This is a genomic window from Caballeronia sp. INML1 (assembly GCF_023631085.1).
Taxonomy (GTDB): domain Bacteria; phylum Pseudomonadota; class Gammaproteobacteria; order Burkholderiales; family Burkholderiaceae; genus Caballeronia; species Caballeronia turbans.
Genome location: NZ_JALQDT010000084.1, coordinates 1 through 12,853 on the forward strand (window position 1 = coordinate 1; position 12,853 = coordinate 12,853).

13 protein-coding genes and 1 pseudogene are annotated in these 12,853 nt (G+C 63.3%); 6 read left to right on the top strand and 8 right to left on the bottom strand.

From position 1 onward, the window contains the following. Positions 1–636 precede the first annotated feature (636 nt). Positions 637–1,431, top strand: a complete 795-nt coding sequence (locus NCR38_RS32890; protein WP_250478443.1) for a glutathione S-transferase family protein — start codon at positions 637–639, stop codon at positions 1,429–1,431. Between the two features lie 133 nt (positions 1,432–1,564). Here the strand turns inward: NCR38_RS32890 and NCR38_RS32895 are convergent, their stop codons facing one another. Beyond that, on the bottom strand, positions 1,565–2,935 hold the full coding sequence (locus tag NCR38_RS32895) for an NAD(P)/FAD-dependent oxidoreductase (protein ID WP_250478444.1): 1,371 nt from the start codon (positions 2,933–2,935) through the stop codon (positions 1,565–1,567). Between the two features lie 119 nt (positions 2,936–3,054). Between NCR38_RS32895 and NCR38_RS32900 the strand changes: the two genes are divergently transcribed. The 4 genes from NCR38_RS32900 to NCR38_RS32915 all read left to right on the top strand — a co-directional run bounded on the left by NCR38_RS32900 (position 3,055) and on the right by NCR38_RS32915 (position 6,741). Further along, positions 3,055–4,605: an alpha/beta hydrolase gene (locus tag NCR38_RS32900; RefSeq protein WP_250478445.1), complete on the top strand. Its 1,551-nt coding sequence runs from the start codon at positions 3,055–3,057 to the stop codon at positions 4,603–4,605. Next, positions 4,606–4,809 (top strand): hypothetical protein, encoded by a 204-nt coding sequence (locus NCR38_RS32905; protein ID WP_250478446.1) that lies wholly within the window; start codon positions 4,606–4,608, stop codon positions 4,807–4,809. An 86-nt stretch (positions 4,810–4,895) separates the two neighbouring features. Continuing rightward, positions 4,896–5,309, top strand: coding sequence for a DoxX family protein (locus NCR38_RS32910; RefSeq protein WP_061118512.1), 414 nt, complete (start codon positions 4,896–4,898; stop codon positions 5,307–5,309). A 214-nt stretch (positions 5,310–5,523) separates the two neighbouring features. Beyond that, a complete protein-coding gene (locus NCR38_RS32915) occupies positions 5,524–6,741 on the top strand; it encodes a diguanylate cyclase (RefSeq protein WP_250478447.1) in 1,218 nt (405 codons plus the stop codon). Between the two features lie 49 nt (positions 6,742–6,790). Here NCR38_RS32915 and NCR38_RS32920 read toward each other — a convergent pair whose 3' ends face one another. From NCR38_RS32920 to NCR38_RS32930, 3 genes and pseudogenes are all read right to left on the bottom strand, one after another. Further along, complete coding sequence (locus tag NCR38_RS32920) at positions 6,791–7,246, bottom strand: RidA family protein (RefSeq protein ID WP_250478448.1); 456 nt, start codon at positions 7,244–7,246, stop codon at positions 6,791–6,793. 432 nt (positions 7,247–7,678) lie between these two features. After that, positions 7,679–8,686 (bottom strand): lyase, encoded by a 1,008-nt coding sequence (locus NCR38_RS32925; protein ID WP_250478449.1) that lies wholly within the window; start codon positions 8,684–8,686, stop codon positions 7,679–7,681. 62 nt (positions 8,687–8,748) lie between these two features. Then, positions 8,749–9,063, bottom strand: a pseudogene (locus NCR38_RS32930) (aldo/keto reductase); the annotation flags it as partial. Positions 9,064–9,148: 85 nt separating this feature from the next. On the opposite strand from NCR38_RS32930, the gene NCR38_RS32935 reads away from it, so the two are divergent. Further along, complete coding sequence (locus tag NCR38_RS32935) at positions 9,149–10,063, top strand: LysR family transcriptional regulator (RefSeq protein WP_061118516.1); 915 nt, start codon at positions 9,149–9,151, stop codon at positions 10,061–10,063. A 4-nt stretch (positions 10,064–10,067) separates the two neighbouring features. On the opposite strand, the gene mdcH is transcribed toward NCR38_RS32935, so the two are convergent. From mdcH to madL, 4 genes are read right to left on the bottom strand one after another with little or no spacing between them, the layout of a single operon-like run. Beyond that, positions 10,068–11,006 (bottom strand): malonate decarboxylase subunit epsilon, encoded by a 939-nt coding sequence (mdcH, locus tag NCR38_RS32940; RefSeq protein WP_250478450.1) that lies wholly within the window; start codon positions 11,004–11,006, stop codon positions 10,068–10,070. Continuing rightward, on the bottom strand, positions 11,003–11,653 hold the full coding sequence (locus tag NCR38_RS32945; protein WP_250478451.1) for a malonate decarboxylase holo-ACP synthase: 651 nt from the start codon (positions 11,651–11,653) through the stop codon (positions 11,003–11,005). The genes mdcH and NCR38_RS32945 overlap by 4 nt, the downstream gene beginning before the upstream one ends. 19 nt (positions 11,654–11,672) lie before the next feature. Next, positions 11,673–12,440 (bottom strand): malonate transporter subunit MadM, encoded by a 768-nt coding sequence (gene madM / locus NCR38_RS32950; RefSeq protein WP_061118519.1) that lies wholly within the window; start codon positions 12,438–12,440, stop codon positions 11,673–11,675. A gap of 14 nt (positions 12,441–12,454) precedes the next feature. Continuing rightward, positions 12,455–12,850, bottom strand: a complete 396-nt coding sequence (madL, locus tag NCR38_RS32955; RefSeq protein WP_061118520.1) for a malonate transporter subunit MadL — start codon at positions 12,848–12,850, stop codon at positions 12,455–12,457. Positions 12,851–12,853: the final 3 nt, after the last annotated feature.

Consider the following 12,853-nt stretch of genomic DNA (forward strand, 5'->3'; position numbering starts at 1 on the left):
ATACGGAACTGCGCTGCGGGCTTCTCTGAACCTCTCACGCCTAGCCGTGGCCCCCTACCGCGCGAGCGGTTTCGTTCACCGACCGTTGGCAAGCATTCTAGAAGCCGGTGCGTTCTCTCTTGGATGTCGGCCTCCGAATTTGGACTGCAAAGCGCGAGCACCCTGGATCGCCAATATTCGGAACTATAAATAATAGAACCGGCGCCAAATGAACCGCAGCTTCTCAACCATTCGAGATGAGCCACAATGCTTTCGAGGTGCGAAAGCTCTCTCCGCTGTAACTCGTGCACATTCATAGGTTAAATCGCTATTAATGTACGTCGTTTCGTGGTTTCGTCTGGCAGTACAAATAGCTGCAAGTGCCGTCCAACCTTTGTAGCATTAAAACATGCTAACCGTTCGCATATTAATCAGGGTTTACTACACAGCGATTCGTTAAGCTCGATCGTTCGGGTTATTTAGGCAGAGAGGAGTCTGGGAAAACATTGTTTTGGGTGACGGATGTCGAAGGTCGCCTACCGCGTACTGGAATTTGGATTCGCTGATATACGCCTTCAGTGCGTCATGCTTCGCTTTGTAATCGGAATAGCCTTTTCATAACTTTTCCGGGCATATCGCCCGGCAGTCGATCAGTCTGTGCCAAGGCGTAGAAGAGCAAAGCAAGCCGTCGGTGAACTCAACGAGATCGACGATCACGGAGGAAAACATGCGCAAGCTGTTCTTTACAACAGGATCGTGCTTGTTGAAAAAGGACTCGACTTCGAGCGTGCGGAAACCTATACCACGCCCAGCGCTGAAGACCGTGCGAAGGTGACGCCCACTCTGCAAGTTCCTACCCTGGTCGATGGCGAGCTGACCTTATGGGATTCCGCCGTGATCATCGACTATCTCATGTCCAGCTATGCAGGCCGTCCTGCGCCACAAGGCATGGCGCCGTTAGCGGCTGATTACGTGCGCGCGACAGTGGGCTGGCACGATAAGCTCGTCCTGGCCACGTTGCAAACCTTCGGCGTGTCGACGACGACGGTGTCGCAACTGCAATGGTCCGGCGTCCGGCATGAAGAGAATGGACATGCCGGGCGATGTGCAATTCGCAATCAGCATCTTCTCGACTGGTTCGAGGCTCAGCTACTCGGCGCCGACGACGGTTTCGTCCCCGGCGTGGTTTCCGCCCAGGACATCCTGCTCGCATGTTTTTGTCACTTCATCGAACGCCGGCCACTGCGACTATCATGGCGGGCTCCAGGCCGACCCAAGCTCGAGTCTTTGGTGGCGCGAATGCAAAGACGACCGTCTTTCCAGCAGGAGGGCGCGCTTTGGTGGGAGCCAGGCGTGACGTATGGAACCGCCGCTGAAGTCGAGTGGGCGAGCCGTAAAACTATTTACGACGGGCCCGGTTTCAGCGACTGGGCGGCGCAGTGCGCAGGTTAGGTGACGCCCTGGCGGCGATCGAATTCCCAGCCCTTCCACGGAACCCGTCAGGCAGGAGCCGGCCATGAAGCGAGATTCGCATGTAACGTCGGTCAGACGTTCAGGTATCCGTTCCAAACCGTAACCGTCCACGCTATTGCGCCTCGTTCCTTCGGTTGCAGGCGATGGAATGAATGGGTACAGGCCGCCGGTTGCCGTGCCAGACGCGTCCGACGATCGCAGGGCTGAACAGCGACGACGGCGGCATCATCAAGTTGACAACCTTCAGGAACGCAGTCGCCAACGTGCTGTCCCGTGTCGCAGCAAGATGAAGCTTGCCGATGTACCAGTTGATGAAACGCATCGTCGGCGGCCGCGCGCCCTTCACGTCTGGATGGCGCAGGTCGTTGCCAACCGCGATGTCCCACGGAATATCGACGATCTTTGCGGCCGCCCCGAAGAATCGACGCGCAAGGTCGATCGAGCCCGCACGCAAGCACTGATGCAGCGTCAGCGCCTCCTCTGCTGCGACCGTCATGCCCTGCCCGTAGACGGGGTTGAAGCTGCAGATAGCGTCGCCGAAAACCAGGTAATTTTCGGGGAAGCGCGCGAGCCTTTCATACCGCCGGCGCAGGCTTGAGACGTGGCGGTAGCGCCTGTAATCGGTCAGCGGCTCTGCTCTTGCGACGACGTCATGAATCTCCATCGTCGGCAGCGTCGCCAGATACGTGAGAAAGCCCGCGTCGTTGTCCGGGGCGTCGTCGCCAAGATAACCCCCGGCGCTGACAATCCAGGTTTCGCTTTCCTGTGCGAGCATGACGCCGTTGCGCCAGTTCGGCGCGCTGCCAGCGACGACGATACCGTGCTTGCCGTCGAGATCGGTCGGCCGGCGCCGATAGGTACGGGTCGTGTAGCAGATGCCGATCTCGACCTTCTCCTCGGCGGGCGGGGGGTAGCCGAGGTCATCGAGCCACGCGGCACTGGATGAGCCGCGACCGGTCGCATCGACGACGAGGTCCGCGTCGATGATCTCTTCCGGCTTGCCCTTGGCGAATGTGCGCACGCCCGTCACGCTCTTGCGATCGGGACCGGTGGCAATCGCCCGCGCAGCGCAATTTTCGATGGCATGCACGTTGGGTAATCCCAGAAGCCGTCGACGCAAATGGCCTTCGAGCACCGGACGGCTCGCAAGCAGACCGCTCAGGTCGCTTGTGCCGTTGGCAAGCCTGACGTTGCGGCCGATCCAGATCACATCGTTGGCTACATCGCCGATCAGACCGCCGCTTTGCGCGACGACGTCATTGTTATATCCCGGGAAGAATTCCTCGAATATCGCACTGCCGCGGGCCAGGAGCCCGTGAGTATGACGACCCTGCGGCACGCCCTTGCGCGGGCTGTCGTCGGTGGGAAACGCATCGCGTTCGAGCACGGTGACGTTGGTATAGAAATCCGACAGGACGCGGGCGGCCAGGAGCCCACCTATGCCGGCGCCGATCACAATGGCATGCTCGCCGAGTTTCTTCATGGCAATCCCCCAGTTCAGTCTGTCGCGATGAGCACAGCGGCCATCGTCTGCAGGCAAATGCTAGGATTGCGTCGTCCCCTGAGCGTCCCCGGGACGCCGTCGTCGAGGGCTGTCTTGCCATGGCTTTTTTCAGCGTGCGAACGCTTGGATTTCCGGAGATCCGTCGGGACGGCCGGCTGTGCCAGCTGGCCTTGCGCAAGGGACTGGCTCTGCTCGTCTACCTGGCCGAAGCGAGGACGTCGGTCGGGCGCGACACCTTCGCCACGATGTTGTGGCCGGAAGACTGCGAAGAGGTTGTGCGGGCGCGGCTGCGGCGTCTGCTGCATCGCCTCCAGCTCTCGCTTGGCGACAGTGTTCTGACCATCGACCGCTCGACAGTTCGATGGTCGGAATCGATCGAACTGCAGGTGGATGCCCGGCTATTCGAAGAAGCCTGCGACCGCGGGGAGTTCGAGCGGGCGTGCCGCGCGTATTCGGGCGACTTTCTCGAGGGTTTTTCACCCGGCGACTGCCCGGAGTTCGACGAGTGGGCCTTCTTTCGCCGGGAAGCATTGCGAGGCCGGGCGATCCAGGCGCTAGAGAGAGTGGTGCACGACAGGAATGCGGCCGGTGAGTACGCTGCGGCGGCCGCGCACGCCGGCCGTCTTGTCGAGTTCGATCCGCTTAGCGAAGTGTACGGCCGTCACCTCATCCGCAATCTCCTGCTTGCCGGAGACCGGGCCACGGCCCAGCGCCACCTCGAGGCCCTGACACGCCGCCTTCGCGACGAGCTTCATGTGGCGCCCGAATCCGAGACGCGCGCGCTGCTGAGCGACAGCGCAGCCTTGTCCATCGACGATCCGCCGTCGACGCGCTACGTCGGCGGCGGCGGCGTCCATCTTGCATTCCAGGCCTGCGGCGTCGGCCGGATCGATGTTCTGCTTCTGCCCGGTTTCGTCTCCCACGTCGAGCGGGTGTGGGAGGAGCCACGTTGCCGGGCGTTTTTGTCCTCCCTCGCCAGAATGGGCCGTCTCATCTTGCTCGATCGCCGCGGTGTCGGGCTCTCCGACAGAGTCGGGTTCAATCCCGGCGTCGACGCAACCGCGCAGGACATCGGGACGGTACTCGACGCCGCCGGCAGCCGTCGGGTCGTTCTGTTCGGCGCGTCGGAGGGCGGACCGGCATGCATCAAGTTTGCCGTCGATCACCCCGACCGTGTCGCCGGCCTCATTCTGTTCGGCTCACTGGCGAAGGGGACCGCAACGCATGATTATCGCCACGCGCTGCTGGCAGGTCAGTACGACGAATGGCTGCGGCAACTCATTGCAGTTTGGGGTGGGCCTGCGGGCATTGAGACTTTCGCGCCGAGCCTGTCCGGCGATCCTCGGGCGAGAGCCTGGTGGGCAGGCATGCTTCGGGCTGCGTCGAGCCCGGGAGCCATCAAGGGCGTGCTCGAGGCGTTGCGCGATATGGATGTGCGGCATCTTCTGGGCCAGATTTCCGTCCCGACGCTGGTGCTGCACCGTCACGACGACCGCGCCGTTCGCATCGGCGCTGGCCGCCATCTCGCCAGCCATATCGCGCATGCGCGGTTCGTCGAACTCGACGGGGCAGATCACTGGCCTTTCGCCGGAGATCAACAACCCGTCCTGGACAACGTCAGGCAGTTTGTCGAAAGTGTTGCGGCGTAAGTGCGAAGCACGGAAGACTGGTGGGCAGTGGCCACCGGCTTGCTTGCGAACATCGTCGCGTATGCGCTGCTCGCCCCGGGCAGCATTACCCAATGGCTGAACGTCGCGCAGGCGAGCTGGTCGAGCATCGGGCAACTCGCGGGCGCTCTCGGCAAGCATGCGCGCTGCCAAGCGCGCGCAGAGAACGGTCGTCAGCAAACCTGAAATCGCCGAGAATCGGGGATGCGCGCCGCCGAACTTGCTGACAGACTGTGTAACAAACACCTTTATTACGCGAGGCCGAAACTACCATGCGCTACTACTCTTTCGATCAAGGCAAGGACGCACTTCTTCTCCTCGCTCGCGTGCTCCTGATGGCGCTTTTTGTGCTCTTTGGCTGGCAGAAGCTGACGGGCTTCTCAGGCACTGTTGGCTATATGACTTCGGTCGGCGCACCCGCGCCGATGCTTTCTGCGGTTGTCGCGGTCGTCATGGAATTCGTGGTAGGCATCGCGATCGTCGTCGGCTTTTACACCCGCCCACTTGCCTTGCTGCTGGCCCTGTATACGCTCGGCACCGCGTTCATAGGCCACCACTACTGGACCATGACGGGCACGGCGCAGTACGCAAACATGATCAATTTCTACAAGAACGTCAGCATCATGGGTGGCCTGTTGCTGCTCGCAGCAACAGGCCCTGGCCGATACTCACTGGATCGGAAGTGAGGTCGTGCGAACCACGGCGGACGACACCGGGCAAAGCAGTCGGCCACCTCGAGTCGCGTCCCGCCGCATTGACGGCTTTCGGGAAAAGACGGCTCGCGGCAAATCGCGTTGAACGCGTCAGCCCCAATAAGACATGCGCCTCAATTTTCTGATTTTTCTGCCGTAAACGAGTCATGTCAGATCGTCTTCGGCTGGGCGAAGGCTCAACGAGCGCATGCGTGTCGACCTCATCACCTTTTACCTGTTAGCAATCGGAACGCTCCTCGCCAGCGGCGCCTTGACGCTCTGGGAGCGCCGGTCGTATCCGCGGCGCAGGCGCGAACTTGGCGTGCTGGCGGCGGGTTACGCTACGCTCGCATTAGGCTGCGCCGCCGCCGCGTTCCGGCATAACCTTCCCGGCCTTCCCGGCGTCGCGGGCTCCGCGCTGGCGAATCTCATCATCGTCGGCGGGTATCTGCTGAACTTGCAAGGTGTCGCGCTCCTGAAGGAACGCCGCTACGGCCGGATCGCCCTCGGCATTATGTCGATGCTCGCGTTCGCCTGGGCCATCGCGGGCGAGCGCGGCGAAGCGGTTATGTGGGCATACATCAGCGCCATTCCCATCTCCGTGGTGTGCGGCCTGACCGCGCGCGAACTCCTCGGCATGCGCGATTCAAAATGGAAGCAGTCGCGCAACATCGCCGTGGCCGTCACGGGCGGTCACGCGCTCTTCTACGCGTTCAGGGTCACCATTCTGCCGTGGCTGGCGGCATCGTTCGGACCGCACTTGCTGGCGCTCTTCGGCCAGGCGACGATGTACGAAGGGGTGCTCTATTCCGTCGTCCTGCCGATGACGCTCCTGCGCCTCGCGCGCGACGAAGCCCACGCCGATCTGCGACGCGAATCGCAGACCGATTACCTCACTGGTTTGGGCAACCGCCGATGGTTCTTCGAAGAAGGCGCAAGCGCCATCCGCGAAAGCAACGCCTTTCCGCCAGTGTCCTGTCTCGCGCTCGACCTCGACCACTTCAAGGCGGTCAATGACCGCTTCGGCCACGAAGCCGGCGATGAAGTGCTGAAGTCGTTCGCCAAAATTCTCCGCAGCGTGCTCGGCCGCGATGTGATTCTGGCGCGCATCGGTGGCGAAGAGTTTGCCGCGCTGCTGCCGGGGCACGAAAGCGCCCGCGCGAAAGACCTGGCCGAAGCCGTCGTTCGCCGATTCTCGCAGACGGTCACGCGCACGACGGGCGGCGTGGAGATCGCGGCCACGGTGAGCATCGGCATGGCGCGCTTTGGCACCGAGGAAGACACGCTCGCAAAAGTTCTCGCCGCCGCGGATCGCGCGCTCTACAGCGCAAAATCGCGCGGTGGCAACCGGCTCGAGATCGCGCGAGCCGCAACGACCCGCGCCAATCTCGACGATGCTCCGGACCGCCGCCTGACGGCCCTCTGAGCTTACTTCCTGCCGTCCGACGACCGACTCAGCCGATGAATTGGCAGCTTCATCGCTTCAATTCGAAGATGCTGTCGATCTCAACCGGGATGCCCATCGGCAACGTATGCACCCCGAGCGCGCTTCGAGCCGGAAGCTTGTCTTGCCCGAACAATGTCAGCAAGAGGTCACTGGCGCCGTTGGCCACCTGCGGATGTTGGGTGAACGACTGATCGGCACGCACGTAGACCGTCAGCCGGCTGCATCTCTCGACGTTGTCGAGCCCGCACGCCTGATCGACGCAGGCGAGGATCATGAGCATCGTCAGACGCGCTGCGTGCTGGGCTCTTTCCAGAGACACATCGGCGCCGACTATTCCGACGATCGGCTTGCCACCCTCGAAGGGCCCGAGACCGGAGACATAGAGTTGACTTCCGGAGACGGAGACCGTTCGATAGGAGCCGAGCGGGTCGATTGGAGGCGGCAATTCGAGGCCCGCTTGTGCAAGGCGTTCGGATACGTTCATGTTCGGGTCAGCGTGATGTGATGAAAACAATAGAGTAACTTGGTCAATTCTGTTCGATGCAGTGGGCTCGAAAGTCCGATTCGAAGCACGTCAACCGGCGGTTCAGGGTTGCGAACCGCCGAATAGCTTTCGAACTCGATGAATGACGCGACTAGCGCCGTCCGGAACGGCCCCAGACGTAACGCACCCACCGTCGCCATCGGTTCGTTTGCGAGGTTGACTTGTGCGCAGCCTGTGCCTCCTGGTCTCGCTGTACTGACTGCTGCACCTTTTCGTAGACCTGGCGCATCGTCATGCCACCAGGACCCGTCAGTTTGTCGGGATCGGGGCAAGAATCGTGATCGGAGTCGTCTGTCATTGGAACGCCTGGTGAAGATAACGGAAAGTGCGCGCCTTGCAGGAAGCGCCGGGCATCACGCAGATCAAGTGCCGTCAGTTACCGCCGGCATTCGATGAGCCGGACCGGTAGCGCAGCAGATGATCGGTGCCGGATTCGGACAACCAGACTTCTCCTGGGCGACCCATCATCTGACGCACGTTCGCGTGCGCCCGCGGCAGCGCGAACGTCTCGAAACGCTCCGTGCGCGGGTCGAAGCGGACTAACGCGTTGGCGCTCCACTCGCTAAGCCAGACGATGTCACGGTCATCGACGAATATCGCGTAAGCATGCGGACTTGCGCCCGGCAGACCCCACTCGCGCCATTGATTCGTTGCTGGGTCGAACATACCGACCTTTCCTGCATTCCACTCGCTGATCCAGACGCGTCCCCGCGAATCGGACCACGCTCTGCGCGCGCCCTGGTCCGGTGTCGGCGGTTCGATGACCTTCGCCGCGCCGCTCACCGGATCGATGCGGCCAAGGTAGCTGCCGGCAAGGGATGCGAAATATAAGCTCCCGTCGGGCGTGACGCAGATTCCGTAGGCCCCAGGTCCGCGCGGAGCGTCGAACACACGCATCCTCTTGCTTGCCGGATCAAGCTCACCGTAGATACCACGTTGCCCGGTAAACCAGAGATGGCCTCGCTTGTCGAAAACCGCCGTGTTGAGGTTCGCGTTCTGTCGGTCCTTGGGCAATGGAAAGTGCGTGACGGCGAGTGTCCCGGCGTCGACGCGCACGATTGCATTGAGGCCGCCGTCCGTGATCCATGCCGCCCGATCCGGACCGATGATCACGCCGTGCGGTGCCGACCCGTTGCCGAGCAGGACCCGATCGGTCTTGCCGTTACGCGGGTCCAGCCGTCCGACTGCGCCTTGCGCCTGCGCGGTGTACCAGACGGTGCCGTCGGGAGACGGAGCGACGTCGTGCGGTGCGCTGCCGGCGGGAACGGCGAACGAATCGAACGATGGGGACTGGGCGTGTGCCGAACCCAATGCGAATATCGCGACAACGAGAGCCGGCGTGAAATACCGGATGACCCGGGATGTGATGCTTCCGTCCATAGTTGCCGTTGCCTCCACGTTGGGAGTTGACTCGAGGTCACGCCTGCGGCCTATTGTGTCACTTACTCGAGTATGTAGTTCAGCGCCGCGCCTAGCGGTTCCTTTGACACTGCGGCGAAACGATGGACTACACGGACTTTCAGGTGGGGATCTCCCAGGCGAACGCCCGCCGCCGGAATCGCTTCCTTGACGGCAGCATGATCTTCCGCAATGCGTTCGGGCTTGCTTGCGCCCGGAATCACTGCCGCGACGACCGGATTCGCAAGCACGAATTGCAGCGCCGCGGCCTTGACACTCACGTTGTGGCGATCGGCGATTGCCTTGATACGCGCGACCTTCTCGAGGATCTCGGGCGATGCCTTCTGGTATTCGAAGTGTAGAAGCGGATTGAGGGATAAACGCTATTCGTTCGCCGCACTCGCGGGGCGATAATCGACAACCTCGACCGTTCCATGACCGACGATGCGCGACCGAATCGACGACGAAATAACCTTCCGCAAGCTCGAAGTCCTGCTCGCATTCATGGAGACGGGCAATCTGGCGAAGGCGGCCGAAGCGCTGAACGTGAGCACCGTCAGCGTGCACCGCGCGCTGCACTCGCTCGAGCAAGGCGTGCGATGCGCGCTGTTCCGCCACGAGGGCCGCAATCTCAAGTCGACCGAAGCGGCGCAGATGCTCGCCGACGTGGCGCAGGAGGTGCTGACGCTGATGTCCGAAGGCATTCGTGCGACACGCGAGGCCGCGGGTTATTCGTCAGACCGGCTCAAGATCGGCTCGCTGTATTCGCTGACCATCAAAACCGTGCCCGGCATCGTCGTCGATATCAAGGTGCGCCGGCCGACACTCCACGTCGAACTGGTGCTCGGTCCGAATGTGGAACTGCTCGACAAACTGAAGCGGGGCGAAATCGATGCGGCGCTGATGGCGGTGCCGGATGCCGAACCCGAGGTCGAATCCATCCCCCTTTTCGAAGACGACATCTTTTTCGCCGCACCGGCGGGTTCCGCCTACGCAAACCAGGAGGCGGTCGACCTGCGGGACTGCCGCGACGAGGCATTCGTTTCGCTCGGCGAGGGCTTTGCGACCTATCACGGCTTCGTGGAGGCATTTCGCGTCGCTGACTTCACGCCGAACGTGACGATGCGAACCGGCGATATCTTCTCGCTGATGAACCTGGTGAGCGGCGGTGTCGGCTACACGCTTCTGCCCGGGCGCGTGCGCGGGGTCTTCGGCGACAAGGTGCAATTCATTCCGCTCAAGCCGCAATACCTGATGCGCCAGACTATCGGCGTGAGCTTCCTGCGCGCGCGTGAGCGCGACCCGAACCTGCTCGCGCTGATGGCCGTCTGCCGCTTGCGCACAAGAAGCGCTGGCTGACGCTTCACCGTTCGTCGCGTCTGCGTTCGCGTTCGACGAGCGCGCCGAGGTCCGGCAGCGAGGTCTCGCTGCAACTCACCGCGACGCCCTCCGTGAAAATCGGGCTGGCCATGCGCGTCAGGACATTTGCGGGCGGCATCTCGATCGCGAGGCGCGCGCCGCGCTCCCACGCAAGTCTCATCGTGTCGTGCCAGCGCACCGGCCGCGCCATATTGCCGGCAAGATCGGCGGCGATGCGCGCACCGTCGAACAGCGGCCGGGCGGCGCTGCTGCTCAGATACGCGATACCCGGCGCACGTACGTGGACGTCTGCGAATGCATCGGCGAGGGAGGCCGCGGGTGCGTCGAGCAGGGCGCAATGCGATGGCACCGCGACATCGAGACGCTCGCAACGTTGCGCGCCGTGTTCGATTGCGAGCGTGGACAAACGTTGCATCCCGGCATCGCTGCCCGAGACCACCATCTGCGTTTCCGTGTTGATGTTCGCAAGAAAGACGGGCTCGGTGTCGCTATTCACTTGCGCGATCAGCCGTTCGAGCGCCCGTTGCGTCATGCCGATGATCGCAGTCATGCCGTAGCCGCCCGGATAGGCGCGCTCCATCAACTGGCCGCGCAAGGCGACAAGCCTGGTGGCATCGGCGTAGGCGAGGGCGCCGGCGATCACGGCGGCGGGATACGCGCCGACCGAAAGTCCCGACACCATGTCGGGCTCGTGGCCGCGGGCCCGAATGACGCGCGCCTGAGCGACGCCCGCGATCAGCAGACAAAGCTGCACGGCGACGGTGGAGCGAAGCGCTGCCGCGTCGTCGATGCACTTCACGTCGTAGCCGAGCACGTCGCTGGCTTCTTCGAGCGTGCGGGCGACTTCGGTGTGCGCCGGCAACGCATGCAGCATGCCGGCGCGCTGCGAGCCCTGACCGGGAAACGTGAATAGCACGCTCATGATGCGTCGGGCGCCCAGGGATCGGCTACGAGCACGGGACCGCGCCCTGTCTTCAGCAGCACGCGGTCGGCCCGGCCGGCCCACTCCGCCAGAGCGAAACCGCCGTGGCCGTTATCCACTTGCATGTCGATGCGCGCGGGCGCGGCTCGCAGCAGCGACAGCAGCGCCCGCGCTTCCTCTCGCGGCAACGGCCGCTCCGCACGCACCAGAAGGTCGAGGTCGCTGTCCTCCCGGAGCGTGCTCACGCCGCTTGCCAGCGCAAAGCCGACGCTGCCGGCAACGCCCCAGGTCAACGCGAGCCGGTCGAGTTCGGGCGCGATGCGATCGAGTGCGCGAATGCAGGGCAGGTTCGCGAGCGCGACGTGTGCCCGCCAGCCGCGCCCCCGGGCGAGCGCCTCGGGTGTCACGCGCCGCACGATGCGCTCGCGGGCCACGAACGCCGCGAAGCGCTCGCCGCGCGTGCGCCCTCGAATCCCCACCGGCACGAGGCCATGTTCCGCGACCGCCTCGCGCCGCACGACGACCGGCGCGACCGACAGCCACTCGGGCGAAGCCCATGCAGGCACGTCCGAAATCGGCCGGATGTCTTGCGGCGTTGCAATCCACAGGAGGTCGTGCGGGCGGATGATTTCTTCGGTGATGGACACGATGGTTCTCTCGGACGCATCACGCGCCCATCAGCGCCTTGGTCGCAAAGAAAAGCAGCGAGGGCCCGAGCAGGCAGCCGACGCCCGTATGGAAGGTCGCGATCAGCGCGCCGTAGGGAACGAGCCGCCGGTCGGTTGCGGCCAGCCCCGCGCTGACGCCGCTCACCGTGCCGGCCAGCCCGCCGAAGATCATCGCGGACCGTGGCGTCTTCAACCCCATGAAGCCTGCCGCGATCGGCGTGCCGATCATCACGATGATCGCCTTGATGAGACCCGTCGCGATGCTGAGCGCGATCACATCCGAGCTCGCGCCGATCGCCGCGCCCGTCACGGGACCCACGATATACGTGACCGCGCCCGCACCGATGGTCGTCATGCTGACCGCGTCCGTGTAGCCGAACGCATGCGCGATGCTCGCGCCGACGATGAACGGCAGCACTGTCCCGAGCAGCAGCGAGACCACGCCGATCAGTCCCGCCTTGCGGGCTTCGGTCGCCTGCACTTCGAACGCGGTCGCGACGATGGCGAAGTCGCGCAGCATCGCACCGCCCATCAGACCGACGCCGGTAAACAGCGGCAGGTCCGCGAGACCTTTTTGTCCTCCGGTGAACGCGCCGCCGAGGTAGGCAAGCACGAGGCCGATGACGATCGCGATCGCCGAGCCGTGCACGCGCCCGAAGGTCAGCTTGCGCGAAATCACCGACGACACCCACATGATGAGGCCCACGAGGAAGAACGCGGTGACGAGGCCGTTCTGGATCAGAATCTTGTCGAGCATATGCAGCATGGCGGTCTCCTGCTTCAGATTTCTTCGAGGTGCGGGGCGTTCACGAACGACGTGCTGTCGTGACCGGTGCGGGAAAGGACGGCGATGCAGCCCGCGCAGACAGCGGCAGCGCCCAACGCCGACAGCAGCGCGACGGGACCGCCCTTGAGCGCGGCGACAACGTTCTGGTTGGCCGCCATCGCGACGACGACGGGGATGTACATCGCGCCCCAGAAGCCCACGCCCGCTTCGGTCTCCTTCGGCAGCCAGCCCTTCTTGTGCAGATAGAGGCGCAGGAAAATCAGCAGCAACATTGCGATGCCGACGCCGCCGACGTTGGTCTTCACGCCGATGGCAACGCCGAGCAGATCGCCGAGAAATAGTCCTGCGAGGTGGCAGAACGCCAGAAGGGCGGTTCCGTAGATGATCATTTC

Coding starts and splice junctions, on each gene's coding strand:
- NCR38_RS32895 (WP_250478444.1), bottom strand. CDS start 2,935: ATGAAGAAACTCGGCGAGCATGCCATTGTGATCGGCGCCGGCATAGGT.
- NCR38_RS32900 (WP_250478445.1), top strand. CDS start 3,055: ATGGCTTTTTTCAGCGTGCGAACGCTTGGATTTCCGGAGATCCGTCGG.
- NCR38_RS32910 (WP_061118512.1), top strand. CDS start 4,896: ATGCGCTACTACTCTTTCGATCAAGGCAAGGACGCACTTCTTCTCCTC.
- NCR38_RS32915 (WP_250478447.1), top strand. CDS start 5,524: ATGCGTGTCGACCTCATCACCTTTTACCTGTTAGCAATCGGAACGCTC.
- NCR38_RS32920 (WP_250478448.1), bottom strand. CDS start 7,246: ATGAACGTATCCGAACGCCTTGCACAAGCGGGCCTCGAATTGCCGCCT.
- NCR38_RS32925 (WP_250478449.1), bottom strand. CDS start 8,686: ATGGACGGAAGCATCACATCCCGGGTCATCCGGTATTTCACGCCGGCT.
- NCR38_RS32935 (WP_061118516.1), top strand. CDS start 9,149: ATGCGCGACCGAATCGACGACGAAATAACCTTCCGCAAGCTCGAAGTC.
- mdcH (WP_250478450.1), bottom strand. CDS start 11,006: ATGAGCGTGCTATTCACGTTTCCCGGTCAGGGCTCGCAGCGCGCCGGC.
- madM (WP_061118519.1), bottom strand. CDS start 12,440: ATGCTGCATATGCTCGACAAGATTCTGATCCAGAACGGCCTCGTCACC.
- madL (WP_061118520.1), bottom strand. CDS start 12,850: ATGATCATCTACGGAACCGCCCTTCTGGCGTTCTGCCACCTCGCAGGA.